This window comes from Pseudomonas sp. HN11 (genome assembly GCF_021390155.1).
Taxonomy (GTDB): domain Bacteria; phylum Pseudomonadota; class Gammaproteobacteria; order Pseudomonadales; family Pseudomonadaceae; genus Aquipseudomonas.
This window is the reverse complement of the sequence record NZ_CP089985.1, coordinates 6,016,127-6,040,885: the sequence shown is the minus strand read 5'-3', so window position 1 is coordinate 6,040,885 and position 24,759 is coordinate 6,016,127. Positions and strand designations below refer to the sequence as shown.

The following is a 24,759-nucleotide window of genomic DNA, read 5'->3' as shown; positions in this document are numbered from 1 at the left end:
CGTTCGGTACAGATGCCGTGAGCTCGGCAATCTGTGCGGTCACTTGGGGATGATTAGGGCCATGCCTGACCCATCCACGATGCATTGCCGCCTTGGAGGGGTGGATCGCAGTTCGCTTGCACGTCGCTGGGGCTTTTCCGGCACTGACGAATACCGAGGCCTCCGCCCAGGTTCGAAGCTGATCACCACACACAAGGGCCAAGCCTTTGAACTGGCGTTTAGGCACCGTGAGCTGAACGGAGGGCCAGATGTTTACCGGGCCTGTGATTCGCTCCAGCAGGCCATCAGCAGGCCCTACCGGCAGGCCGGTATAAGTATGGATCTTCGCACAGCGGCAGGCGCTCCCTGACGGCCAAGGTGCTGGCGGTAACAGGCTATGTTGAGATGGTGCAGACCATTCTTGGCCATTCCTGCCTTGATCACAGCAAGCATTATTTGACCGTCGACCAAGCGACAATTCGACATGCATTCGAGAATGTACTGGCATAGAGGCATCATTAGTGTTTGTTGGATTAATCTTTGCCCAGGAATCGTCGCTGCACCCACAAGCCCGCCGCCGTGCGGGCTACGCCCGTAGGAGAGGGACGCTTTCCGCTCCCCAGGATCGAGCAGGAAAATCGCATGGAAGACGTCGATGAGGTGTACCAGATCCTTCGAGACATCAAGGTTTTGGCTCGTCGTTATTTCCAACTCACTCGCAAACCGCTGGGTGTGACTGGGGAAATCGCAGAGTACGAGGCAGCTCGGCACCTCAACGTCGAGTTGGAACTGGCTAGGCAAGCTGGATACGACGCGACAGAAGTGAGAAATGGGCTAACAGTCAGAATTCAAATCAAGGGGCGGTATTTCACCAGTCCACGAATGCGAAGCGGCCGAGTGGGATCAATCGATTTAAGGCAACCCTTCGATACTGTTTTACTGGTTCTTCTCGATGCGGATTACAACGCTTTCCAGATTTTTGAAGCTGATCGCTCTGCGGTTGAGGCGTTACTGACAAGACCCGGGTCAAAGGCTCGAAACGAACGTGGCTCAGTCGGTATCAGTCAATTCAAAGCGATCAGCAGACTGCGCTGGGCGCGGTCTGAACTATAGGAAATGTTAAACAAATGAGCATTTCAGAAGCCGTTTGCGAAGAAACGCAGAGATTCTATGAACGCCTCTACGTCGTCGCCGAGGATCTGGGTCTTGCGCGCCAATACGCTCAAAACCTACTGAAAAAAGGTTGGCACTCAGCGCCTTGGGAACGTCACCGGTCCGTTAATGCGGGCTTTTTTCTGTCTTTGAAGTCGCATCTATTTCCAGAGTTTCGCATTTATTTCCGAAACCGACATCCACCCCCCACTAATGCTGGCCCTGATGCAGAATGATGCGGCTGGCGAAACGGTCGGTGCGGCCAATGACTCAACGGTGCCAGGCTGACTACCGACTGAATCGCCGCCACTTCCAAGGCTTCCTGCTCACTCAACGGTGGCAACAAGCCCGGCAGGCGACTGGCGAGCAATGTCTTGCCAGTGCCGGGTGGGCCGCTGAACAGCAGGTTATGCGCCCCCGCCGCAGCAATCAGCAATGCGCGCTTGGCGGCGAGCTGGCCCTGTACTTCGCTCAAGTCCGGGTAAGGCTTGTTCAGGTACAGCAATCCGTCGGATTTGTGGGGCTCGATAGGCTGATGCCCATTCAGGTGCGCCACCACCTGCAGCAAATGATCCACCGCGATGACTTTCAATCCCGATGCCAGGCAGGCTTCTTCCGCATTCGCCCGCGGCACTATCACGGTGCGCCCGGCCTTGCGCGCCGCCAATGCTGCCGGCAGCACACCTTTCACTGCCCGCACTTCGCCAGACAGTGCCAGTTCCCCCAGGCATTCCACCTCATCGAGCATCAACGCCGGCACCTGCACGCTGGCCGCCAGGATTCCCAAGGCAATCGCCAGGTCAAAACGCCCGCCGTCCTTGGGCAGATCGGCGGGCGCCAGGTTCAGCGTGATGCGGCGGGCAGGGTATTGCAGGGCGGAATTGAGAATGGCACTGCGCACCCGGTCCTTGCTTTCCTTGACCGCCGTTTCCGGCAAGCCCACCAGCGTCAGGGACGGCAGGCCATTGGCCATGTGCACTTCAACGGTGACGGCAGGGGCTTCGACGCCAATTTGGGCGCGGCTGTGGACGATGGCGAGGGACATGCTCGTTCCTTGAAAAGAGGGCCGCTTCCTGCGGTTTTTCAAGGGTAGTCGAGGTGGGGAAACGCGAGGCGGAGAGGTTTTACAGAACGTATCGGCAATCCGTGGGAGCCGGCGAGCCGGCTCTTAAGGGCAAGGCAGTTATTCGGCGGGTGGGTTTAGCCGCGCTTCCAGTTCTGCCACCTTCGCCTCCAGGCTCTCCAATCGCGCACGCGTGCGGGCAAGCACCACCATCTGGCTATCAAACTCTTCGCGGCTCACCAGATCGAGTTTGCTGAAACCGCTTTGCAGCAATGCCTTGAATTGGCTTTCGATTTCATTGCGGGGCAACGGGGTGTCACTGCTGAACAGGCGAGAGGCGTGGCCGCTCAGGGCGTCGAGGAGGTCTTTGGGCGCGAGCATGGGAAATATTCCGGAAAACTGTTGGCCGGCAGTGTATCACGCAGCGTCTATAGTCTTTTTCACGACGGCGGGCGCACGCTTTTCGCGCAGAGGGCTGGGCGGCGACGCACTGTTTTTGTGCGCATTGGCGTCGTTGAAGAGCGCCGAAGGTGGGCATAAGTGGGCAAGGGACTGATTTCAGTGATTTTTACGGAGCTGGCAAGGTTTCTGCTTAGACGATCATGACCCATGCACTGATGCAGTCGCTGTGACGAATGCAGTGCGCCGACGGATCAGGGGTACAGGTTTCGTCATCAGTGGTTCGCTGGCGTCGCAAAGGCCAATGCCGAGGCGACGACGCGTTACAAAGCCAGGCACTGCGCTTAGACTTGAGACGGGTTTGTTTTCCTGGGGCAAGTCCACCAATTCGGGAGAGAGTTTTCATGAAGCTAGTCACTGCCATCATCAAGCCGTTCAAGTTGGACGATGTGCGCGAGTCGTTGTCCGAGATCGGCGTGCAGGGCATTACCGTTACTGAGGTCAAAGGCTTCGGTCGGCAGAAGGGTCACACCGAGCTGTATCGCGGCGCGGAATACGTAGTCGATTTCCTGCCGAAGGTGAAGATTGATGTCGCGATTGACGACAAGGATCTTGACCGGGTTATCGAGGCGATAACCAAGGCCGCCAACACCGGCAAGATTGGTGACGGCAAGATCTTCGTGGTCAATCTGGAACAGGCTATTCGCATCCGTACCGGCGAAACCGATACCGACGCAATCTAAGCCGCCAAACCCCAACGCCCCAGGAGAAAACAATATGACTCTGCGTAAATTCGCAGGGCTCGGAGCCCTGTTGTCCATCGTAATGCCAAGCCTGGCCATGGCGGCAGACGAAGTGGCTGCTCCAGTCCTCAATTCCGGCGACACCGCCTGGATGCTGACCGCCACCGCTTTGGTGCTGTTCATGACCATCCCTGGCCTGGCGCTGTTCTACGGCGGCATGGTCCGCTCCAAGAATATTCTGTCGGTGATGATGCAGTGTTTCGCGATCACCGGCCTGATCAGCATCCTCTGGGTCGTCTACGGCTACAGCATCGCGTTCGATACCACCGGTATGGAACAGGGTGTGGTCAACTTCAACTCCTTCTTTGGCGGCATGGGCAAAGCGTTCCTGGCGGGCGTAACCCCGGCCAGCATCACCGGCCCTGCGGCATTGTTCCCGGAAGCCGTGTTTATCACCTTCCAGATGACCTTCGCGATCATCACCCCGGCGTTGATCGTCGGTGCCTTCGCTGAGCGTATGAAGTTCTCCGCGATGCTGATCTTCATGGCTATCTGGTTCACCCTGGTCTATGCGCCAATCGCGCACATGGTCTGGAGCGGCAACGGTGGCCTGATGTGGGACTGGGGCGTGCTGGACTTCGCCGGTGGCACCGTGGTGCATATCAACGCGGGTGTGGCTGGCCTGGTGGCGTGCATCGTGCTCGGCAAGCGTAAAGGCTTCCCTACCACCCCGATGGCCCCGCACAACCTGGGTTACACCTTGATTGGCGCGGCGATGCTGTGGATCGGCTGGTTCGGCTTCAACGCCGGTTCCGCCGCTGCGGCCAACGGCACCGCCGGCATGGCGATGCTGGTCACCCAGATCGCTACTGCTGCTGCGGCGCTGGGCTGGATGTTCGCCGAGTGGATCACCCACGGTAAGCCAAGCGCACTGGGCATTGCTTCGGGCGTGGTCGCCGGCCTGGTTGCAATCACCCCAGCCGCAGGTACCGTGGGCCCGATGGGCGCCCTGGTGATCGGCCTGGTTGCCGGTGTGATCTGCTTCTTCTGCGCCACCAGCCTCAAGCGCAAGTTGGGTTACGACGATTCCCTGGATGCGTTCGGCGTGCACGGCATCGGCGGTATCGTCGGTGCGATCCTCACCGGCGTGTTTGCAGCCCCTGCATTGGGCGGCTTCGGCACCGTGACTGACGTCGCTGCACAAGTCTGGATCCAGTGCAAAGGTGTTGGCTTCACTGTTATCTACACGGCGATCGTGACCTATATCATCCTCAAGGTGCTGGACATGGTCATGGGCCTGCGGGTCACCGAAGAGGAAGAGGCGGTTGGCCTCGACCTGGCGCAACACAACGAACGCGGCTACAACTTGTAAGTACGCGAAAAAAAATGCCCGGCTTGCCGGGCATTTTTTTGTCTGGTGTTTGTCAGTCATAGCAATGTGTACCGGTTTTTACGCGGCGTTTGTGATGGGATGCACACGGTACTTTTCAGTGTGCGAATGTCTTACAGGCATGTAGGTGTATTCGGCACTTTGTTTTTTCCCAGAGCGCGCTAGAATGCGCGCCGATGGGCGGAGAACTGTATGTGGCAACAGACCCTGATTACCCTGCGGGCCAAGCCCCGGGGCTTTCACCTGGTAACCGATGAGTTGCTGGCCGGCTTGCCTGAGTTGAAGGCTTGTCGCGTGGGCTTGTTGCATCTGTGGCTGCAGCACACCTCGGCCTCGTTGACCGTCAACGAGAATGCCGATCCGGCGGTTCGCCGTGACTTCGAGCGTTTTTTCAACTCGCTGGTGCCGCAAGGATGTGCAGGGTTCGAACACAACGACGAAGGTCCGGATGATCTGCCGGCGCACTTCAAGGCCAGTCTCCTGGGCTGCCAGCTGAGTTTGCCGGTGAAGGCCGGCCGCTTGGCGATGGGGACTTGGCAAGGTGTTTATCTGGGCGAGCACCGTGATCATGGCAGTGCTCGTAAAGTCCTCGCCACCTTGCACGGTGATGGGGCATAAGCCACTGGTTATCCAGTGGATGTTGATTTTCTTCCGGCTGCCTCGACAGAGGGTGATGCTGGGCTATAACTAATCTGCTTTTCGCAAGTCATGAGGTAGAACATGAGCGACGATGATCTGGAAAACGACGAACTCGAAGTAGGTGACGAAGACGACACCGAAGAAGGTCTTGAAGCGGCGGCGGAAGACGTTGCTGACGACGACGGTGGCGACGATGCACCTGCGCCGGTTGCCAAAGGCAAAGCCAAGGCAGCTGTGTCGGTAGATGAATTGCCGAGCGTTGAAGCCAAGAACAAAGAGCGTGATGCTCTGGCCCGTGCGATGGAAGAGTTCCTCGCTAAAGGCGGCAAAGTGGTCGAAGTTGAGCCTAACGTGGTTGCGGACCCGCCCAAGAAGCCGGATAACAAGTACGGCAGCCGACCTATCTGAGGTCAGCCACCTGCTTGAAGAAAAAGCCCGCCGTCGCTGCGGGCTTTTTCATGCCTGGAACAAATTCTCATGGTTCTCCACATACTAATGTGGGAGCGGGCGTGCTCGCGAAGACGTCGGCCCAGCAAACATTGATGTTGACTGTCACACCGCTTTCGCGAGCAAGCCCGCTCCCACATTTGATCGTCGGTGTTACTGCCAGCTTTGCAGCAAGGGCGGCAACTCGTTCAGGCTGCGAATCTGCGCATCGGGGCGTTTTTCCCCTTCCCAGGCCTTGCCCGTCGGGTTGAACCACACCGCCCGCAGCCCCGCCTGCTGCGCTCCGGCAATGTCATCCCCTGGGTGATCGCCAATATGCACAGCCGCGCTGGCATCCACGCCACCGCGTTGCAATGCTTCTTGAAACAGTCGCGCATCCGGCTTAGCGATGCCGATGTCTTCAGCGCGCAGGGCAAAGTGAAAATAGTCCGCCAGGCCGACGCGCTGCACGTCGGCATTGCCGTTGGTGATCACCCCGAGCAAAAAGTGCTGGCGTAGTGCTTTCAGCATGGGCTCCGCTTCGGGGAAGGGCGTTAGTTGGTGGCGCGCATGAATGAATGCTTCATAGCACACGTCCGCCATTTCCGTGGCTTCAGGCTGTGGATAACCGGCCTCTTCAAACGCATGCATCAACACCCGGTGGCGCAGAATGCTGATGCGGTGTTTCAGCTCGGGATGGCGTTCCAGCACCTGTTGGCGAAGACTGGCGAAGTGCTCCAGCGGCAAGTCGCCGACCTTGGCGGCGTTAATCGCCAGCCATTCGCGCATCGACGCTTCGGCACTGATGATGACGGGTACGTTGTCCCAGAGTGTGTCGTCCAGGTCGAAGGTGATCAGCTTGATACTCATGAGTCGCCGTCCTTGATTCGTTTGGCCCGTGGATGGGCGCTGTCGTACACCGTTGCCAGGTGTTGGAAGTCCAGATGGGTGTAGATCTGTGTGGTCTTGATGTCGGAGTGGCCGAGCAGCTCTTGAACCGCGCGTAGGTCCTGGGATGATTCCAGCAGGTGGCTGGCAAAAGAGTGTCGCAGCATGTGTGGATGCAGGTTCTGGCCCAGCTCGCGCTCGCCGGCGGCCTTGACCCGCACTTGAATCGCCCGTGGCCCCAGGCGCCGGCCTTGCTGGCTGACAAATACCGCGTCATCCGCGGGGTTGGTCAGCAGGCGCAGCGGCAGCCACAGTTGCAGGGCTTCCCGCGCTTTGCGCCCCACCGGTAATACGCGGGTCTTGCTCCCCTTGCCGAGTACTTGCACCAAGCCGTCCGCTAGGTCCAATTGATCGAGATTCAGGCCGGTCAGCTCCGACAGGCGCAAGCCCGATGAGTAGAACAGCTCCAGGATCGCCTGGTCGCGATGGGCCAGGAAGTCATCCTCGACCGCACCATCGAGCAATTGCAGGGCGCGGTCGGTGTCCAGGGTTTTGGGCAGGCGCCGTTCGCCCTTGGGCGGCGACAGGCCGTTGGCCGGGTCGTGATCGCACAGGCCTTCGCGGTTCAAATAGTGATAGAGCCCGCGTACAGCCGAGAGCAGGCGCGAGAGGCTGCGCGAAGATTGGCCTGCCTGGTGCAGGCGTGCAATCAGGCTGCGCAGGCTCTGGATATCCAGCGCCTTCCAGCTGCTGATCTGGTGTTTCTCGCAGTAGGCCAGGACCTTGTTCAAATCCCGCCGGTAGGCTTCCAGGGTATGGGGCGACACCTGGCGCTCATTGCGCAGGTGAGCGCAGTAAGCGTCCAGTTGCCTTTCCATGGCTAGCGCACCGCGCGCAGGGCGGTGGTGAAGCGCGGCAAGACGCGGCCCAGTACTTCGGCGATGTAAGTCAGGAACAGCGTGCCCACAGAGCTCTTGTAGTGCGCGGGATCTCGGCTGGCGATGGCCAGCACGCCGTGCAAGCCCTGATGGCTGAGGGCGACAACGGAGGTGGAGCCGATCTGCTTGCGCTGCTCGGCACCAAACAGGAAGTCCAGCTCATGTTCGCGCAAGGTGCCGCTGATGGTCTTGCCTTCGGAAAGCAGGCCGCCGATCGCGGTTTGTGCGTCGCTGCCACTGACCCAGCGACCCACCGGCATCGGGTTGTCGCTGAACAGGATCAGGCTCACGAATGGCACCTGGAAGTCCTGGCGCAGGCTGTCCTCCACGGCGATCACCGTTTCTTCCAGGCTGGTGGCGTCCATCAGGGCCAGGATCAGGCGGCGGGTTTTCTCGAACAGTCGGTCGTTGTCGCGGGCGACGTCCATCAGGTGCGAGAGCTTGTGGCGCATTTCGATGTTGCGCTCGCGCAGGATCTTCATCTGCCGCTCCACCAGCGACACGGTGTCGCCGCGCTGGTGGGGGATGCGCAAGGCCGGCAGCAGTTCCTCGTGCTCGACGAAGAAGTGCGGATTAGCCTCAAGGTACGCCGCGACGGCAGCGGCCTCCAGACTTTCGCTCGGGAACGCTTCTGCGGGTACTTGGGGCTTATCGGTCATTGGATTGGCTCACTCATAGACGGACCTGTCCTTCGTATACGCGCGAGGCCGGCCCGGTCATCATCACCGGGTGGCCAGGGCCTGCCCACTCGATGGACAAGCGTCCACCGGGCAGGTCGATCAGCAGGGGCGAATCCATCCACCCCTGGCTGATCGCGGCCACGGCAGCGGCGCATGCACCGGTGCCGCAGGCCTGGGTTTCGCCGGCGCCGCGTTCCCACACACGCAATTGCGCGCGGGTACGGTCGATCACCTGCAGGAAGCCCACGTTGACCCGCGCCGGAAAGCGCGGGTGGTGTTCGATCTTCGGCCCCAACTCATGCACGGGCGCGTTGTTGATGTCGTTGACCCGCAGCACGGCATGGGGGTTGCCCATGGATACGGCGGCGATATCGACGGTCTTGCCGTCAACGTCCAGTGCGTAGCTGACAGCCTGCTCGGTGGCCTGGAACGGAATGTCCGCCGGCACCAGGCGTGGCGCGCCCATGTTGACGCTGATCTGGCCGTCACTGCGGATATCCAGCTCGATCACACCACTTTTGGTCTCGACGCGGATCTGCCGCTTGGCGGTCAGGCGCTTGTCCAGCACAAAACGGGCGAAGCAGCGGGCACCGTTGCCGCACTGTTCCACTTCGGAACCGTCGGAGTTGAAGATCCGGTAACGGAAATCCACCTCCGGGTTGCTCGGCGCCTCGACGATCAGCAACTGGTCGAAACCAATGCCGGTATGCCGGTCGCCCCACTGTTTGGCGTGTTTGGGCAGGATATGCGCGTGCTGGCTGACCAGGTCGAGGACCATAAAATCATTGCCTAGCCCGTGCATCTTGGTGAAACGCAGCAGCATGGCTTACTCCGGCAGCAGGCTTTCGCCAGCATACAACTCGGCTACCGTCTCGCGGCGACGCACTTCAAACGCTTGATCACCGTCCACCAGCACCTCGGCCGTACGGCCGCGGGTGTTGTAGTTGGAACTCATGACAAACCCGTAGGCACCGGCCGAATGCACGGCCAGCAGATCGCCTTCTTCCAGGGCCAACCGACGATCCTTGGCCAGGAAGTCGCCGGTCTCGCAGATCGGGCCGACGATGTCATAGGCGCGGGCTTCGCTGGCGCGAGGCGTCACGGCGGTGACATTCATCCAGGCCTGGTACAACGCCGGGCGGATCAGGTCGTTCATCGCCGCATCGACGATGGCGAAATCCTTGTGCTCGGTGTGCTTGAGGTACTCGACCTGGGTCAGCAGTACGCCGGCGTTGGCGACGATGTAGCGACCAGGCTCGAACATCAGCGTCAGGTCACGGCCTTCGATGCGCTCGCGCGCAGCCTGGATGTAATCGGCGATCAGCGGCGGCTCCTCGTCGCGATAACGCACGCCCACGCCCCCACCCAGATCGATGTGGTGCAGGTAGATGCCGCATTCACCGAGACGGTCGATCAACGCCAGCAGGCGGTCGAGCGCATCCAGGAACGGCGGCAGCGTGGTCAGTTGCGAGCCGATATGGCAGTCGACACCCAGCACTTCCAGGTTCGGCAGTTGCGCGGCGCGGATGTATACGTCCTCGGCGTCGGCAATGGCGATGCCGAACTTGTTCTCCTTGAGACCGGTGGAAATGTAGGGGTGGGTGCCGGCATCGACGTCCGGGTTGACGCGCAGGGAGATCGGCGCGCGAACGCCCATTTCGGCGGCCACGACCTGCAGGCGTTCCAGCTCGTCGGTGGATTCGATGTTGAAGCAGTGCACGCCGACTTCCAAGGCCCGGCGCATGTCTTCGCGGGTCTTGCCGACGCCGGAGAACACGATCTTGTCAGCCTTGCCGCCAGCAGCCAGTACGCGTTCCAGCTCGCCACGGGACACGATGTCGAAACCAGCGCCGAGGCGCGCTAGGACATTCAGTACGCCGAGGTTGGAGTTGGCCTTGACCGCGTAGCACACCAGGTGCGGCACGCCGTCGAGGGCGTCGGTGAACGAGCGGTACTGGGCTTCGATATGTGCACGGGAATACACATAGGTCGGGGTGCCGAAGCGCTGGGCAATCGCGGACAACGCCACGCCTTCCGCGAACAGCTCGCCGTCCCGGTAGTTAAAAGCGTCCATGAAGTACCTTTATTCGTAGGTGTCGTGCTTATGCGCTTTGGAAGGTTTTTGCGACGATTGCGCCTGTTCATTCGGGTCTTTGCTGTCATCGGGCAGGTACAGCGGGCCTTTTTGACCACAGGCACTAACGAGGCAAGCGAGCGCGACGAGCGCAGCAAGGGAAGAGATCAGGCGCTTCATGGCGAAATCCTTGAATAAGCATTAATTGCGCCCGAGTATACCGACCACCCGCCAGCTTGCCTATGCGCTGGAATACCCGTCCGGCGGGGGTTTGCCGACACGGCCGGGAAGCGAGCTACGCTGTTTGAGGATTTCTCACACCGTCAATCGTGTTGAAATCGGTATTCTTTGCAATCGGCGGGGCTCGCCCGTATCGTGCGGCGCTTGAGCAAAACCAGACACTTTTGAGGTTGCCACAATGAGTTTGACCGAAGCCCGTTTTCACGACCTGGTGGATGCGACCCAGCAGGCGCTGGAAGATATTTTCGACGACAGCGGCCTGGACGTGGACCTGGAAAACTCGGCCGGCGTGCTGACCGTCAAGTTCGAAAGCGGCCCGCAACTGATCTTCAGCCGCCAGGAGCCGCTGCGTCAGCTGTGGCTCGCGGCACGTTCCGGTGGCGTGCACTTCGACTACGACGAAGAAAGCGGCAAATGGCAGTGTGACAAGAGTGAAGAGCTATTGGGCGAGATGCTCACGCGCCTGGTCCAGGAATATACCGGCGAAGAGCTGGACTTTGATGAATTGGGGCAGGACGAGAACTGATCGTGACCCAGCCTGCACCTGTCCGCCCGCCCAAGCCGCTCTTCAGTAATGTCAGCCCGGCGGTGCCGACACCTTGTATCAGTTTGTGTCGCCTGGACGAGCAGAAAGTCTGCCTCGGGTGCTTGCGCCACGTGGAAGAGATCCGTGAATGGCGCTCTGCCGACGATGCCCGGCGCCGGGTGATCTGCGCCGAGGCCGAGCAGCGCCGGGCCCACACCTGAGGCCGTCTTGTTTATTTGTGACGCTGTGGTAGTGTCCGGGTACGCCTCAACTCATCGAGGCCCGTGAGAACCCCGCCTTTTCCTGGCGGGGTTTTGCTTTTTTGTGCAGAAAAAAGGAGTCTGCCTGAATCATGACCACCGCACCGTCCATCATCCTCACCCGTCTTGACGTGCAGCGTCTGGAGCAACTGATCGACCGCCTGGGCGACGAATCTCCCGGCGTCGAAGCGTTGCAAGCCGAACTCGACCGCGCCGAAGACGTGGTTGGCCACGATGAAGTGCCTGCGGGTGTCGTGACCATGAACTCCAGCGTGCATTGCCGTGAGCAAGGCAGCGGCAAGGACTACCACCTGACCTTGGTCTATCCGAAAGACGCCAATGCGGATGAAGGCAAGATCTCGATCCTGGCGCCAGTGGGCAGTGCCTTGCTGGGCCTGCAGGTTGGCCAGCACATCGACTGGCCCGCTCCGGGCGGCAAGACCCTCAAGTTGGAATTGCTCAGCGTTGAAGGCCAGCCCAAAGATGGCGGCGCCTTCCCTCTCTAAATATTACTCAGCGCTTCGTTGAGCGACAGCTCCAGCTCGGCCTTGTAACGAAGATACAGGTTGCTCGGGCTTTGCACATCACCGAGCAGGCCGGACAAGTCCAGGTCGGTGATGTAGCAGCGGTAACGCTCGGTCTCCCGGCGTTGCCCGACGATTTGCTGGGCGACCACTGCAAACAGTTGGTCGCCAAATTCCAGTTCGGAAAACTCCCGCTGATTGCAGTACAAGGTAATGCCCACCTGGCCTGGTGCGGCTTTGCCGATAATCGCCTGCACGTCGTAAAACGGTTTGTTCGCGGGGTTAAGCGGTGCGGGCCGAGGCTCGATGCCGCGCGCGCGGCCACTACCTGATGGCAGTAGCTGGTAATACAAGATTTGTACCGCGCCCAGCGGTTCCTGCTGGTCCAACGGCGACAGCGCATCCCGGCGATAAATGATCGACTGCAAGAAACGCTGCAAAGGCGCCAACAGACTCTGTTCATCGTGAAACGGCAGGCGCTGCTGCCAGAGCGCGTTGAATTCATCCAGGACATACAGCTCTGCGAAGCTTTCGTTGACCCGGTAGAACACCTGCACGCAATCGGCCATGCCCATCGGCAGCAGCAACGCCAGGTCGTGTTCTTCCAGGGCCATGGCGTCCAGGTGCAGCGGGCTGTAGCTGGCCAGTTCTTCGCTGAGGTAGGCGATCAGCGCATCCTGGGTCGCCAGCGATACATGGTTGGCCTGGCCCGGTATCAGCTCAATGACGTGATAATGCTGCTGCACCTGGAGCAAATAGCGGTGATTGCCCTGACCGAGCAGCAGGTTCTGCGCGGTGTCGAAAATTTCTTCCACACGCTGGGCAATGAACTGTGCACGGTTGTGGCAGAAGCAGCGTACTCGCAGGCGTGGCAGGTGGTCCGACGGCAGCTGATTAAGGTAATCGCGTAGGCAATCGAGCAGTGCGTGGGGACCGTCGTAGCGGCTGACCATCACCTCGTTCCAGCTATTGAGCGTGACCTGGTCCAGAGTCAGCACCAGGTTGTCGCGCGCACCGGCATAGCTCAGGGAGTCGGTGCGCTCGGTGGTCATCAGGATGTTCAGGTCGCGGTGATGTTTGAGCGGGTCTACGCCGACGTTGATCAGCAGCAACACTTCCTCGGGTACCGCTGAGCGCAGCAGGCGCTCTTCATCAACGCTGGCCAGGGGCAGGGCAATGGTTTGTTGCAGGCTGCCCAGCAGGTTGAACAACTCGAATTCGGTCATGTCGCTGGTGCCCGGATGGAGCGCCAGGCGCGTGCTGCTGTCGATCACGCCGTTGCGATGGCACCAGGTGAGCATCTCCAGCAGGTCGCGGCTGCGCTTGATCGGCGCGAAGTGTTCCCATTCCAGCGCCGTAAGGTTGCCATTGTACAGGCCCCAGTGGTGCTGGCCCGGCTCCTTGCGGTTGGGCGATTGCACCAGGGTCAGGGTGTCTTCGGCCAGGTCCGGGGCAATGCCGGGGTTGATGAACTCGACTTTGCCGGCCTTGCGCTCAAAGGCAGCGTACAAGCGTCGACCCAGCACATTGAGGTCACGTTTGTTGATCAGGCTGACGGTCTGTTCGGTGCGGGCAAATTGGGTCAAGAAGCGATAGCTGTAATTAAGCTCATTGACCAGCGCTCGGCGCTCAGAGGCGACCTGGCGCACCTTCCATTGGCTGCGGCTGTCCAGCAGCGCCAATTGGCGCTGGTCCCAGCCCCATTCATGGGCCAGGCGCTCCAGTAGCAGGCGTTGCCAACTGGTGGTGCGCTGGCCGGCGCTGAGCTTGCGATTGACCTTCAGATATAGCGCGCGCCGCACCAGTTCCAGCCGCTCGGGTTCGTTGCGGGCCTTGAGGTATTCTTCGATGCGGCGGTACACCACGATGTACGGGTCCAGCTCATCCAGGTCCATCTGGTTGGCGAACACCGCGCGCTTGAAGCGCAGGCTCAAGCAATGCACATTCGGGTGTTCGCTGGCGTAGACCTCGGTCAGCAGCAGCTTGAGCACCGACTTGTAGGGCGACTCGATGCCCTTGAACAACTGCCACAGCCCGGCGCCGATGAATTCGCCCGGGGGGATGCGCGCCAGATGGCCTAGGTCGAGGGTTTCATCGGCGCGGATAAAACGCTTGGAAATCAGCGTGTGGGTGAACTCGGCATAGCGTGTCTCTTCATACACCGGTACCAGCCACCAGATCGGCGTGCGCCCGGCCAGCCAGATGGCGGTGCGATAGAACTCATCCAGCAGCAGGTAATGCTGGGTCGTGCCGCAGTCGTCGGAGCTCAACTGCGTGTCGCGCTCACCGAGCACAAAGCGGGTCGGCTCGATCAGGAAGAAGTGTGCCTCGGCGCCCATGGTCAGCGACCAGGCTTCCAGCAACTGACATTTTTTGCGCAACTCGGCCAGCTCGGTCTCGCTCAGGTCTGCGGCGTGACACACCCACACATCCATGTCGCTCTGGTCGGCCTGGGCGAGGGTGCCCAGGCTGCCCATCAGGAATAGGCCATGGATGGGTCGCGGCGGGTTGCCATGGCGTGGCTTGTAGGAGAACGAGCGAGTCAGGCGCTGGGCTTCGGTCAGAGCTTGGGCGTCGGGTTCGAAATTCGACAAGCCTGCTGGGGTACTACCCGACACATAGCCCGGCAGCAGCGGATGGTTGACGTGGAAAAACAGCGGCAACAGGTTCAGCACGCTTTGCTGGCGCGGCGTCAGCCCCTCAATCGCCCGCGCCATACGGCCTTCATTGAGGGCCATGAACCGCGCGCGCAACTGGGCCAGCACCTTGCGGTCGATGCCTTCGTCCAGGTCGGGGCGGATTTCATGGGTGCGGGTCATGTCGAACTCGGTGGCTCGCAGGGCCCGACGTGGGCGGCCGTGTAGGAGTTTACAGCCAGTAGCGTAGGAGGTTTAGAGGGAAATGGGCTTTGGTGTCAAAATTTTCGCACTTCCACGGCAACGCCCTCGGAACCCGCACGTGGCGGACTCCATGGGCGGTATCCGGTAGTCAGGCGGCTTCTTTGGTGGTGGCAGTGGTCAAGATAGTCAGCAAGGTCTGGGCCTGCTCTGCGGCATCTCGGCCAAGGCTGGTCAGGTAGCCTCCGTCCGGCTGGTCGATAAGCCCTTTCGCGTGGAGGCGTTTGGCAGCGGCGATGGCAGTAGGCGCGGCGGTCTGGTGGACTTTCAGACCTTCCTTGGTGCTGTCCAATGGGAAGAGTACAAGGATTTCCAGTTCGGCAACCAACTCAGGGGTATACGACATAAGGACTCCAGACTTTCTAAGAATTTATTAGAGGCTAGCAGGCCATAAGGTGAACGCACTTTGCCGAACTGTCCAGTGTGTTGCCGCGTGTTGGATTTATTGCTTTTCGGGCGGCAATTCCGGCAGGGCACGCAGTGCAGTTTCATACCATTCGGTATTGAACGCGCGGTCCTCTTCCAGCAACGCGTCGATCTCGACGGCAAGCACGTGGGCCATCAGTTGCAGAATTTCCTCACGTTCGTAACCGACCAGGGTCAGTTTGTTGAACGTGGCCTTGGCCGCCGGTGGGTTTTCGCTTTCGATTTGGTTCTCGATCGCTTCGATCAGGGTGGTTTCGGCGAATGCTTCTTCGTCGTTGTCGATATCGGTCGGCTCGCTCATGGCAGGCTCCTCAAGGAAAGGGCGCCAGTCTACCCCCATTCAGGCAGGTGATGCTGCTGGCGGGACCAGGCCCTGAACGCTATAAAGCGTGCAGCCAACCCCATTCCCGGCCTGGAGGCACCCGCAATGCTCAAGCTCTACGGATTTTCGGTCAGCAACTACTACAACATGGTCAAGCTGGCGCTGCTGGAGAAAGGGCTGCCTTTCGAAGAGGTGCCTTTTTACGCCGGCCAAACCCCTGAAGCCCTGGCCGTGAGCCCACGTGGCAAGGTGCCAGTGCTGGGTGTGAAGCAGGGTTTTATCAACGAAACCAGCGTGATTCTTGAATACATCGAGCACAGCCAGGAAGGGCCAGCGCTGCTGCCGGCCGAGCCGTTCCAGCGTGCACAGGTGCTGGCGCTGTGCCGGGAAATCGAGCTGTACATCGAGTTGCCCGCTCGCGCCTGTTTTGCCGAAGCGTTTTTTGGCATGCCTGTTCCAGACGCGATCAAGGAGAAGTCCAAGGCCGAGTTGCTGCTGGGGTTCGGTTCGCTGGGCAGGCACGGTAAGTTCGCGCCGTATGTGGCGGGGGAGAGCTTTACGATTGCGGATCTGTACTTCATGTACAGCGTTAACCTCGCCTGTGCGGTGGGCGAGAAGCTGTTTGGGTTGGATGTGCTGGCTGAGATGCCTAAGGCCAAGGCGTTGCTGGAGCAATTGCATGCAATGCCCAACGCCCAAAAGGTGGCGGCGGACAGGGAGGCGGCGATGCCGGCGTTTATGGCGATGATCGCTGCCAAGAAATAGAGGGTAGGTGCCTGTGGTGTAGGTGCCTGTGGTGATGCTTTCGCGAGCAAGCCCGCTCCCACACTTGACGGCATTCCTAAAGTGGAACGCGGTCAAGTGTGGGAGCGGGTTTGCTCGCGAAGCTTTTAACGGCTGGCGAGTAATTCCCGGCCGCGCGCCACGGCTGCCTTCACCTGCGCCGGCGCAGTCCCGCCCACATGGTTACGCGCGTTCACCGAGCCTTCCAGGGTCAATACGGCAAACACGTCCTGCTCGATCTGGTCGCTGAACTGACGCAGTTCTTCCAGGCTCATTTCCGCCAGGTCCTTGCCGGTGTCCACACCGTACTTCACGGCGTGACCGACGATTTCGTGGCAGTCGCGGAAGGGCAAGCCACGGCGTACCAGGTAGTCCGCCAGGTCAGTCGCGGTAGAGAACCCGCGCAGCGCCGCTTCACGCATGATGGCGTGCTTGGGCTTGATCGCCGGGATCATGTCGGCGAACGCGCGCAGTGAGTCGCGCAGGGTGTCGGCCGCGTCAAACAGCGGCTCTTTGTCTTCCTGATTGTCCTTGTTGTAGGCCAGGGGTTGGCCTTTCATCAAGGTCAGCAGGCCCATCAAGGCGCCGAACACGCGGCCGCTCTTGCCACGTACCAGCTCGGGCACGTCGGGATTTTTCTTTTGCGGCATGATTGAGCTGCCGGTGCAAAAGCGGTCCGGCAGGTCGATGAACTGGAATTGCGCGCTGGTCCACAGCACCAGCTCTTCGGAGAAGCGCGACAGGTGCATCATCGCAATGCTGGCGGCGGCGCAGAATTCAATAGCGAAGTCACGGTCCGACACGCCATCCAGGGAGTTGCCGCCCACGGCGTCGAAGCCCAGCAATTGCGCGGTATATTCGCGGTCGATCGGGTAGGTGGTGCCGGCCAGCGCGGCGCTGCCCAGTGGCATGCGGTTGGCACGCTTGCGGCAGTCGACCAGGCGTTCGTAGTCGCGGCTGAGCATTTCGAACCAGGCCAGCAGGTGGTGGCCGAAGGTCACAGGTTGCGCGGTCTGCAGGTGAGTGAAGCCCGGCATGATGGTGTCTGACTCACGCTCGGCCTGTTCCAGCAGGCCTTTCTGCAGGCGGGTGATCTCGGACAGGATCAGGTCGATTTCATCACGCAACCACAGCCGGATATCAGTGGCCACCTGGTCGTTACGGCTACGGCCGGTGTGCAACTTCTTGCCGGTCACACCGATGCGGTCGGTGAGGCGGGCCTCGATGTTCATGTGCACGTCTTCCAGGTCGACGCGCCAGTCGAACGTGCCGGCTTCGATCTCGCCACGGATGGTGGTCAGGCCGTCGATGATGCTGTCGCGCTCGGCGTCGGTCAGCACACCGACCTTGGCCAGCATCGTCGCGTGGGCGATGGAGCCCATGATGTCGTGGCGGTACAGGCGCTGGTCGAAGGTGACGGAGGCGGTGAAGCGGGCGACGAAGGCGTCGACGGGTTCACTGAAGCGGCCGCCCCAGGACTGGTTGGTCTTGTCGGTGCTCATGGATTCGCTCGTGATCTGCTTAATAAAGAGGCATGGGAGTATGCCGGCGATAATAACAGGGTTGCCCGTGGGCGCGGTGCTGCGGGTCGTCGGCATTTTTATTTGCGCCAAGGATGGCTAAGTGCCTTGCCGCCGAACGCGTCCAGGACGAGACTGGGGGCAGATGCTTATTGAAACGATATTTGACGATTGAGCAATGTCCTCTCAGTGAGCGTCTACAGTTGGACTGATAGTGTATGAATGCACCAAAGTCGGGTGATGCGGTCAGAGCCCAGACTATCCATTTTAAAAGGGGGGTATCCGGATTGTGTATCAGCAAACCCTACGACGATGCCCGAAGGCAGCAGGTCTTGGGCGCTATTGAACAAGTCCGGGTAAATATGGGTGCCACTCTCAGGGCACTTTTTGCCGCTCGCGCTAGTCTTAGCGTGGATCGCTGTGACGCAAGTCACCGCACCTGTCTACGCTATCCTTGTGCGAGACTCACGCAGGAATCCAGCGCAATATGAATGTCCTGATCGTTGATGACGAACCCCAAGCCCGCGAGCGACTGAGCCGTTTGATCAGTGAACTCGAGGGTTATGCAGTACTAGAGCCGAGCGCCACCACGGGCGAAGAGGCGTTGACGCTGATCGACAGCCTCAAGCCGGATGTGGTGTTGCTTGATATTCGTATGCCGGGCCTCGATGGCCTGCAAGTTGCCGCCCGACTGAGTGAGCGAGAGTCGCCACCCGCCGTGGTGTTTTGCGCGGCAGGTGAAGAGTTTTCCGCCGAGACGCGGGAAGCCAGCGGTGTCAGCTTCCTCACCAAGCCAGTGGCTGGCGAGGCACTGCTCAAGGCCCTGAAAAAGGCCGAGCGCCCAACCCGCGTCCAGCTCGCAGCCCTGACTCAGCCTGCCGCCCAGAGTGGTAACGGGCCGCGAAGCCATATCAGCGCCCGCACCCGCAAAGGCATCGAACTGATCCCTCTGGGCGAGGTGGTCTATTTTATTGCCGATCACAAATATGTGACCCTGCGCCACCAAGGTGGCGAGGTGTTGCTTGATGAGCCGCTCAAGGCACTTGAGGATGAATTCGGCGACCGCTTCGTGCGCATCCACCGCAACGCGCTGGTGGCTCGCGAGCGAATTGAACGCCTGCAACGCACGCCTCTTGGGCACTTTCAGTTATTCCTGAAAGGTCTTAACGGCGATGCGTTGATCGTTAGCCGAAGGCATGTCGCCGGTGTGCGCAAGATGATGCAGCAGCTTTAGTCCAAGCGCCGCGTCGCGGCTTGTACTCCTTATCCCGGTGCGTCGCGGCCAGGGAGGCCCCGCACTTGCTGATTCAAATCAAAGCGTATTTGCCTGAGCTGTTATTATCTGCCGTATCTATTCAGTACGGATTGATCCATGTCCCCTCGCGAAATCCGCATCGCCACCCGTAAAAGCGCCCTGGCCTTGTGGCAGGCCGAATACGTCAAAGCTCGTCTTGAGCAAGCCCATCCTGGTCTCAAAGTGTCCCTGGTGCCCATGGTCAGTCGCGGCGACAAGCTGCTTGACTCGCCACTGTCGAAGATCGGTGGCAAGGGTTTGTTCGTAAAGGAACTTGAAACCGCGCTGCTGGAGAACGAAGCCGACATTGCCGTGCACTCCATGAAAGACGTGCCCATGGACTTCCCCGAAGGCCTGGGCCTGTTTTGCATCTGCGAGCGCGAAGATCCGCGTGATGCTTTTGTTTCCAACACCTACACCTCTTTGGACACGTTGCCTTTGGGCAGCGTCGTCGGTACTTCCAGCCTGCGTCGTCAGGCGCAGCTGCTGACTCGGCGGCCGGACCTGCAGATCCGCTTTCTGCGCGGCAACGTCAACACTCGGCTGGCCAAGCTGGACGCCGGTGAATATGACGCGATCATCCTTGCAGCGGCTGGCCTGATTCGCCTGGGCTTCGAAGACCGCATCACCTCGGCCATCAGCGTAGAAGACAGCTTGCCAGCCGGCGGCCAGGGCGCGGTCGGCATTGAGTGCCGCACTGCCGACAGTGAAATCCACGCCCTGCTCAAACCCCTTGATCACCACGACACCGAAGTGCGCGTCACAGCGGAGCGTGCCCTGAACAAGCACCTCAACGGTGGTTGCCAGGTACCGATCGCCTGTTACGCGGTGCTCGAAGGTGAAAACCTGTGGCTACGTGGCTTGGTAGGCGACCCGGATGGCGGCACGCTGCTGACTGCCGAGGTGCGCGGCCCGCAACATGAAGCTACGGCCTTGGGGATTCGGGTGGCCGAGGAACTGCTGGGCAAGGGCGCTGGTGCGATCCTGCAAAAAGTCTACGGCGAGGCCGGTCCGCAGTGACCGAATGGCGCGTGCTGCTGACGCGGCCTGCCGAGGATTCGATGGCCCTGGCGGCCACGTTGTCCGAAGCAGGCATTTTCAGCAGCAGCCTGCCTTTGCTGGATATTGAGCCGCTCCCCGTAACACCTGAACAGCAAGCCGTCTTCCATGACCTGGGGCGCTACTGCGCGGTGATCGTCGTCAGCAAGCCTGCGGCGCGCCTTGCCGTGGCGCAGCTTGAGCGCGCGTGGCCGCAGTTGGCATGGTTCAGTGTCGGCGCTGCCACCGCGCAGGTGCTGGCCGAGCAGGGTCTGAATGTTCAGTATCCGCCTACTGGCGACGACAGCGAGGCCTTGCTTCAATTGCCTGCGTTGCGCGAGGCTATCGCACGCCCCGATGCCCATGTGTTGATCCTGCGCGGCGAGGGCGGTCGCGAACTGCTGGCGGAGCGTTTACGCGAGCAAGGTGCTAGTGTCGACTATCTGGAGTTGTATCGCCGTTTTCTGCCGGCCTACGACGCTGGGGCGCTGATGCACCGCATCCAGTTGGAACGCTTGAACGGCCTGGTGGTCAGCAGTGGGCAGGGTTTTTTACACCTGCAAGCCCTGGCCGGAGCCGATTGGCCACAGGTGGCACAGCTGCCGTTGTTCGTGCCAAGCCCGCGAGTCCAGGAAATGGCGCGGGCCGCTGGCGCAGAAAAAGTTGTGGATTGTCGCGGTGCGAGTGCCGCGGCTTTGTTAGTGGCGATACGGAGCTATACCGTTCCCACTCTCTGAAACGCAAAGGACGGATACGTGAGCGAAACAGCCTTGCCTAAAGATGAAACCCAACCCGCACTTGATGCGCCGGTTGAGTCACCGGTCACCGCGCCGCGCCGTGGCAATGGCCTGGCAATCGCCGCCCTGCTGCTCGGCGCTGCCGGTGTTGCCGCCGGCGGTTGGGGAATCTGGCAGGTCCGCGCCCTGCAAGCCAGCAGCCAGCAGCAGTTGGGCCAGGTGCAGAGCCTTGATGACCAATCCCAGTCTCTCAAGCAAAGCCAGCAACAACTGGCGGCGCGACTGGCGCAGTTGCCGGGTGCGGAGGAGCTCGAGGAGCGTCGGCGTTTGGTGGCCCAGTTGCAGGGTGATCAGCAGCGTCTGAGCCAGCGCCTGGAAACCGTGCTGGGGTCCAGCCGCAAGGACTGGCGCCTGGCCGAGGCGGAGCACTTGATTCGCCTGGCCAGCCTGCGCCTCTCTGCCCTGCAAGATATCAACAGCGCCCAGGCATTGGTCCAGGGTGCCGACGAAATTCTTCGCGAGCAAAGCGATCCAGGCTCCTATGCTGCCCGCGAGCAATTGGCCAAGAGCCTTGCCGCGCTGCGCAGCACTGAGCAGCCGGACCGCACCGGTTTATACCTGCAATTGGCGGCCTTGCGTGACCAGGTCGTGCAACTGGCGGCCATTGCCCCTGAGTATCAACTGACCGAACCTGCTTCCGGCGGGCGTCCGACTTCTGATACGGAAAGCCGCTGGAGTCAGTGGTGGGAGCAGATTTCCCGTTACTTCCGCATCGACTTCAACCCCGACGACAACATCCGTCCGCTGCTGGCCGGCCAAGGTCTGAACCAGGTGCGCCTGGCCCTGAGCCTGGCCCTGGAGCAAGCACAATGGGCGGCGCTCAATGGCGAGGCGGCGGTCTACAGCCGTTCCCTGGGCGAGGCACGCAGCGTGTTGCAAGACAACTTCAACCAGGACAACCCGCAGAGTAAAGCGATGCTGGCGCGTATCGCCGAGCTTGAGCCCAAGGCGGTGTCGGTGGTGACGCCGGACCTGGCCGCGAGCCTGGCTGCAGTGCAGGCATACCTTGAGCGACGTCATCTATCTGCCGACGAAGCCAAGGCGGCGGCGACGCCGGCGGCCACGTCGACGAAGCAGGAGTAGAGCCGATGAAGCGTTTCTATGTGATCCTGGTGCTGGCGATTGCAATCGCGCTGGCGCTGGCTGTGGGCATTTCGAAACACACCGGCTACGTGCTGATTACCTACCCTCATGTGCTGCATTACGAGTCGAGCCTATGGGCGACCGTGGTTGCGGTGTTTGCCATCGGCCTGGCGATCTACCTGATTCGTGTGCTGTTGAGCCTGCTCACCACCTCTGGTGGCGTGGTCAACCCGTGGTCGCGGCGCAATCGTAGCCGTCGCGTGCAGATCGCCATCGAGCAAGGTCAGATGGACCTTGCCGAAGGCCGCTGGGCCAGCGCTGAGCGCCACCTGCACCGTGCCGCCGAAGCCGAACGCCAGCCACTGTTGTACTACCTCGGCGCGGCCCGTGCCGCGAATGAGCAGGGGCGTTACGAAGAGTCCGATGGCTTGCTGGAGCGCGCCCTGGAGCGCCAGCCCCAGGCCGAGCTGGCGGTTGCCTTGAGCCATGCGCAACTGCAACTGGATCGTGGCGACACCGACGGCGCACTGATTACCTTGCAGGCGATGCACGAGCGTCATCCCCATAACGCGCAGGTATTACGTCAATTGCAGCGCCTGCATCAACAGCGGGGTGATTGGTCGTCGGTGATTCGCCTGCTGCCGCAATTGCGCAAGGATAAAGTGCTGCCTGCCAGCGAACTGGCCGAGCTTGAGCGTCGTGCCTGGGGTGAGAACCTGAGTTTTGCGGCCCAGCGCGAAGAGCAGGGCGAAGCAGGCTTGCAGGCTCTTGAGCGGGCTTGGCAACAATTGACGTCGGCCCAACGCCAGGAACCGCAATTGGTGTTGGCCTACGCCGAACAACTGCGCCAACTGGGCGCCGATGCCAAAGCCGAGGAAGCGTTGCGTGGCGCTATCAAGCGCGGCTACGACAGTCACTTGATCCGGCTGTACGGGTTGCTGCGAGGCAGTGATACAGCCCGCCAATTGAAGTTCGCCGAAGGTTGGCTCAAGGATCACCCCGGCGATGCAAGCCTGCTGCTGACGTTGGGCCGTCTGTGCCTGCAAAACAGCCTGTGGGGCAAGGCGCGGGATTATCTGGAAAGCAGCCTGCAGGTGCAGCGCAACCCTGAGGCCTGTGCCGAGCTCGCGCGCTTATTGGCCCGGCTGGGCGACACCGAGCGCAGTAACCAGCTGTTCCAGGAAGGCCTGGGATTGTTGGATAACCGTCTATTGGCGTCACCGTTGCCTGTTCCTGCGCGCGTTTGATGTAGGACATTGGCGAGGGTTGGCTCAGACATATCTGCGGCCGACCCTTGATGGTGTCGAAAGACTTGGATCAGACGGTTTGTGGGCAAGGTCCGACGCTTCTTTGCCCAACGTCTTCCATGTTCTGGCGGGAAGTCCTTACGCTCTCGCGGAATCGTCTGCTCTGGCACGTATTGAAAGGGGTCAGGCCTTTCCTCTACCGTAGCGACCTATCTTTCGCGATGCGGATAAAGCATGTCTTTGGCCCCTTCACGCCCCTTGTTTTTCCTTGCGTTCCTGGCGGGTGCGCTGACATTGGGCGCGTCATTTTACCTCGAGTTTGGTGTCTCGTTGCGTCCATGTTTCCTATGCCAGATGCAACGGGTGTTTCTGGCTGCCCTCACGTTGATCAATTTGGTCGCCTGCCTCCACAACCCCAAGCGCTCCGCTACCTGCCTGTATGGGCTGGCAAGTATGGGCCTTGCGCTGCTCGGTGCCATGACCGCCGTGCGCCAGGTATTGCTCCAAAATGCCCCGCCGGACCAAGCGGCCGATTGCTGGCCCAGTCTGCATTACATGATCGAAAACCTGTCGTTATGGCAGGCCCTGCAATCGACCGTCAAAGGCACTGTCGACTGCGTGGAAATCAACTGGACGCTATTTGAATTAAGTCTCGCCGAGTGGAGCCTGTTGTTCTTTGTTGGAATGTTGATACTGGGCGTCATGCAATTCTCACGGCTGTTTTTGAGCCAAGGTTTGCGCCCGGCGAGGCATTGAAGGGCAGTCGCGGTTTGTAGGACGGGATTAAACACTTGTATGAACTTTCTCTCCTGCGTACCTTGAAGCCATAGTCATGCGGGCATAATCTGGCCCGCACGTGTTATTGAAACCTTACGTCAGATGCGGCCTTGTCCGGCTGCTGCTTTATCCTTGAAGTGTTGCGCGGGCACCAGGCGGCAGCGCCCCTATTAGGGAAGAGAGATCATCATGCTGGAAAGTTGTCAGAATGCTCAGGAACGCTGGGGTGGGGTGCACAAGCTGATCGACAGCTGGTTGAAGGCACGTCACGAACTTGTTCGGGCCTTTGATGCTCTAGGCGCCAAGCCTGAGGCATTGGCTGAAAACCGCGAACCGCTGCAGGATTTCTGCGGTGTATTGGTGGACTACGTGTCTGCCGGCCACTTCGGTGTCTATGAGCAACTGACCAAGGAGGCAGAAGCCTTCGATGATCAGCGTGGTCTCGATTTGGCTGAAACCATTTATCCGCGCATCGATGTCATCACTGAAAAGCTGCTCGAGTTCACCGATCTGTGTGATGCCGGTAACTGCGTGGCAGATAAATTCAAACTGTTGGGCGCGCTGCTTCACGAGCGATTCGAACTCGAAGACTGCCTGATCGAAGTGCTGCATAACGCGCACAAGGAAGAGCCTGTAACCCAGGCCTGATCTTCG

Annotated in this window: 27 protein-coding genes and 1 pseudogene; 16 read left to right on the top strand and 12 right to left on the bottom strand. The window is 60.4% G+C overall.

Translation table 11 applies throughout. The features are described 5' to 3' along the window. The first annotated feature begins 621 nt into the window (after nt 1-621). Nucleotides 622-1,092: a hypothetical protein gene (locus LVW35_RS27845; RefSeq protein WP_233892912.1), complete on the top strand. Its 471-nt coding sequence runs from the start codon at nt 622-624 to the stop codon at nt 1,090-1,092. Nucleotides 1,093-1,324: 232 nt separating this feature from the next. Here LVW35_RS27845 and LVW35_RS27840 read toward each other — a convergent pair. Next, nucleotides 1,325-2,176, bottom strand: a pseudogene (locus tag LVW35_RS27840) (YifB family Mg chelatase-like AAA ATPase); the annotation flags it as partial. 138 nt (nt 2,177-2,314) lie between these two features. Next, nucleotides 2,315-2,575, bottom strand: a complete 261-nt coding sequence (locus LVW35_RS27835; protein WP_233892911.1) for an accessory factor UbiK family protein — start codon at nt 2,573-2,575, stop codon at nt 2,315-2,317. Between the two features lie 422 nt (nt 2,576-2,997). Here LVW35_RS27835 and glnK point away from each other — a divergent pair, with 422 nt between their 5' ends. The 4 genes from glnK to sutA all read left to right on the top strand — a co-directional run bounded on the left by glnK (nt 2,998) and on the right by sutA (nt 5,773). After that, a complete protein-coding gene (gene glnK, locus LVW35_RS27830; RefSeq protein WP_002555808.1) occupies nt 2,998-3,336 on the top strand; it encodes a P-II family nitrogen regulator in 339 nt (112 codons plus the stop codon). A gap of 34 nt (nt 3,337-3,370) precedes the next feature. Further along, the gene (locus LVW35_RS27825; RefSeq protein ID WP_017736993.1) at nt 3,371-4,708 is read left to right on the top strand and encodes an ammonium transporter; all 1,338 of its coding nucleotides are present in this window, start codon (nt 3,371-3,373) and stop codon (nt 4,706-4,708) included. A 210-nt stretch (nt 4,709-4,918) separates the two neighbouring features. Further along, nucleotides 4,919-5,344: a secondary thiamine-phosphate synthase enzyme YjbQ gene (locus LVW35_RS27820; RefSeq protein WP_233892910.1), complete on the top strand. Its 426-nt coding sequence runs from the start codon at nt 4,919-4,921 to the stop codon at nt 5,342-5,344. A 102-nt stretch (nt 5,345-5,446) separates the two neighbouring features. Next, nucleotides 5,447-5,773 (top strand): transcriptional regulator SutA, encoded by a 327-nt coding sequence (gene sutA, locus LVW35_RS27815; RefSeq protein WP_233892909.1) that lies wholly within the window; start codon nt 5,447-5,449, stop codon nt 5,771-5,773. A 192-nt stretch (nt 5,774-5,965) separates the two neighbouring features. Here the strand turns inward: sutA and LVW35_RS27810 are convergent, their stop codons facing one another. The 6 genes from LVW35_RS27810 to lptM are packed head-to-tail and all read right to left on the bottom strand — an operon-like array spanning nt 5,966 to nt 10,551. Continuing rightward, nucleotides 5,966-6,661: an HAD family hydrolase gene (locus LVW35_RS27810; protein ID WP_233892908.1), complete on the bottom strand. Its 696-nt coding sequence runs from the start codon at nt 6,659-6,661 to the stop codon at nt 5,966-5,968. Continuing rightward, entirely contained in the window at nt 6,658-7,557 is a 900-nt protein-coding gene (xerC, locus tag LVW35_RS27805; protein WP_233892906.1) for a tyrosine recombinase XerC, read from the bottom strand. The genes LVW35_RS27810 and xerC overlap by 4 nt, the downstream gene beginning before the upstream one ends. Before the next feature lie 2 nt (nt 7,558-7,559). Then, complete coding sequence (locus tag LVW35_RS27800) at nt 7,560-8,276, bottom strand: DUF484 family protein (RefSeq protein WP_233892905.1); 717 nt, start codon at nt 8,274-8,276, stop codon at nt 7,560-7,562. Between the two features lie 13 nt (nt 8,277-8,289). After that, nucleotides 8,290-9,120, bottom strand: a complete 831-nt coding sequence (dapF, locus tag LVW35_RS27795) for a diaminopimelate epimerase (protein WP_038843551.1) — start codon at nt 9,118-9,120, stop codon at nt 8,290-8,292. Between the two features lie 3 nt (nt 9,121-9,123). Further along, on the bottom strand, nt 9,124-10,371 hold the full coding sequence (gene lysA, locus LVW35_RS27790) for a diaminopimelate decarboxylase (protein ID WP_233892903.1): 1,248 nt from the start codon (nt 10,369-10,371) through the stop codon (nt 9,124-9,126). A 9-nt stretch (nt 10,372-10,380) separates the two neighbouring features. Continuing rightward, nucleotides 10,381-10,551, bottom strand: coding sequence for an LPS translocon maturation chaperone LptM (lptM, locus tag LVW35_RS27785; RefSeq protein WP_233892902.1), 171 nt, complete (start codon nt 10,549-10,551; stop codon nt 10,381-10,383). Nucleotides 10,552-10,789: 238 nt separating this feature from the next. Here lptM and cyaY point away from each other — a divergent pair, with 238 nt between their 5' ends. From cyaY to rnk, 3 genes are all read left to right on the top strand, one after another. Further along, on the top strand, nt 10,790-11,137 hold the full coding sequence (gene cyaY / locus LVW35_RS27780) for an iron donor protein CyaY (RefSeq protein WP_233892901.1): 348 nt from the start codon (nt 10,790-10,792) through the stop codon (nt 11,135-11,137). Between the two features lie 2 nt (nt 11,138-11,139). Then, complete coding sequence (locus LVW35_RS27775) at nt 11,140-11,358, top strand: DUF1289 domain-containing protein (RefSeq protein ID WP_233892900.1); 219 nt, start codon at nt 11,140-11,142, stop codon at nt 11,356-11,358. A gap of 131 nt (nt 11,359-11,489) precedes the next feature. Further along, complete coding sequence (gene rnk, locus LVW35_RS27770) at nt 11,490-11,903, top strand: nucleoside diphosphate kinase regulator (RefSeq protein ID WP_010207444.1); 414 nt, start codon at nt 11,490-11,492, stop codon at nt 11,901-11,903. On the opposite strand, the gene LVW35_RS27765 is transcribed toward rnk, so the two are convergent. The 3 genes from LVW35_RS27765 to LVW35_RS27755 form a co-directional block, all read right to left on the bottom strand. Continuing rightward, entirely contained in the window at nt 11,900-14,740 is a 2,841-nt protein-coding gene (locus LVW35_RS27765) for a class I adenylate cyclase (protein WP_233892899.1), read from the bottom strand. The genes rnk and LVW35_RS27765 overlap by 4 nt on opposite strands. A 169-nt stretch (nt 14,741-14,909) precedes the next feature. Next, nucleotides 14,910-15,164, bottom strand: a complete 255-nt coding sequence (locus LVW35_RS27760) for a TIGR02647 family protein (RefSeq protein ID WP_010207442.1) — start codon at nt 15,162-15,164, stop codon at nt 14,910-14,912. 96 nt (nt 15,165-15,260) lie between these two features. Then, on the bottom strand, nt 15,261-15,545 hold the full coding sequence (locus LVW35_RS27755) for a hypothetical protein (protein ID WP_016975869.1): 285 nt from the start codon (nt 15,543-15,545) through the stop codon (nt 15,261-15,263). Nucleotides 15,546-15,671: 126 nt separating this feature from the next. Between LVW35_RS27755 and LVW35_RS27750 the strand changes: the two genes are divergently transcribed. Further along, nucleotides 15,672-16,331: a glutathione S-transferase family protein gene (locus LVW35_RS27750; protein WP_233892898.1), complete on the top strand. Its 660-nt coding sequence runs from the start codon at nt 15,672-15,674 to the stop codon at nt 16,329-16,331. A 125-nt stretch (nt 16,332-16,456) separates the two neighbouring features. On the opposite strand, the gene argH is transcribed toward LVW35_RS27750, so the two are convergent. Beyond that, nucleotides 16,457-17,851, bottom strand: coding sequence for an argininosuccinate lyase (gene argH / locus LVW35_RS27745; protein WP_233892897.1), 1,395 nt, complete (start codon nt 17,849-17,851; stop codon nt 16,457-16,459). 505 nt (nt 17,852-18,356) lie between these two features. Between argH and LVW35_RS27740 the strand changes: the two genes are divergently transcribed. The 7 genes from LVW35_RS27740 to rsd all read left to right on the top strand — a co-directional run bounded on the left by LVW35_RS27740 (nt 18,357) and on the right by rsd (nt 24,753). Then, nucleotides 18,357-19,103: a LytR/AlgR family response regulator transcription factor gene (locus tag LVW35_RS27740; protein WP_233892896.1), complete on the top strand. Its 747-nt coding sequence runs from the start codon at nt 18,357-18,359 to the stop codon at nt 19,101-19,103. A 138-nt stretch (nt 19,104-19,241) separates the two neighbouring features. Beyond that, the gene (hemC, locus tag LVW35_RS27735) at nt 19,242-20,183 is read left to right on the top strand and encodes a hydroxymethylbilane synthase (protein WP_233892895.1); all 942 of its coding nucleotides are present in this window, start codon (nt 19,242-19,244) and stop codon (nt 20,181-20,183) included. Then, the gene (locus tag LVW35_RS27730) at nt 20,180-20,938 is read left to right on the top strand and encodes a uroporphyrinogen-III synthase (RefSeq protein ID WP_233892894.1); all 759 of its coding nucleotides are present in this window, start codon (nt 20,180-20,182) and stop codon (nt 20,936-20,938) included. Before hemC ends, LVW35_RS27730 begins: the two co-directional genes overlap by 4 nt. A gap of 18 nt (nt 20,939-20,956) precedes the next feature. Further along, nucleotides 20,957-22,081, top strand: a complete 1,125-nt coding sequence (locus tag LVW35_RS27725; RefSeq protein WP_233892893.1) for a uroporphyrinogen-III C-methyltransferase — start codon at nt 20,957-20,959, stop codon at nt 22,079-22,081. 5 nt (nt 22,082-22,086) lie between these two features. Then, the gene (locus LVW35_RS27720) at nt 22,087-23,328 is read left to right on the top strand and encodes a heme biosynthesis protein HemY (RefSeq protein ID WP_233892892.1); all 1,242 of its coding nucleotides are present in this window, start codon (nt 22,087-22,089) and stop codon (nt 23,326-23,328) included. Nucleotides 23,329-23,562: 234 nt separating this feature from the next. Next, nucleotides 23,563-24,084, top strand: a complete 522-nt coding sequence (locus LVW35_RS27715; protein WP_233892891.1) for a disulfide bond formation protein B — start codon at nt 23,563-23,565, stop codon at nt 24,082-24,084. A gap of 210 nt (nt 24,085-24,294) precedes the next feature. After that, nucleotides 24,295-24,753 (top strand): sigma D regulator, encoded by a 459-nt coding sequence (gene rsd / locus LVW35_RS27710; RefSeq protein ID WP_233892889.1) that lies wholly within the window; start codon nt 24,295-24,297, stop codon nt 24,751-24,753. The last annotated feature ends 6 nt before the right edge of the window (nt 24,754-24,759 follow it).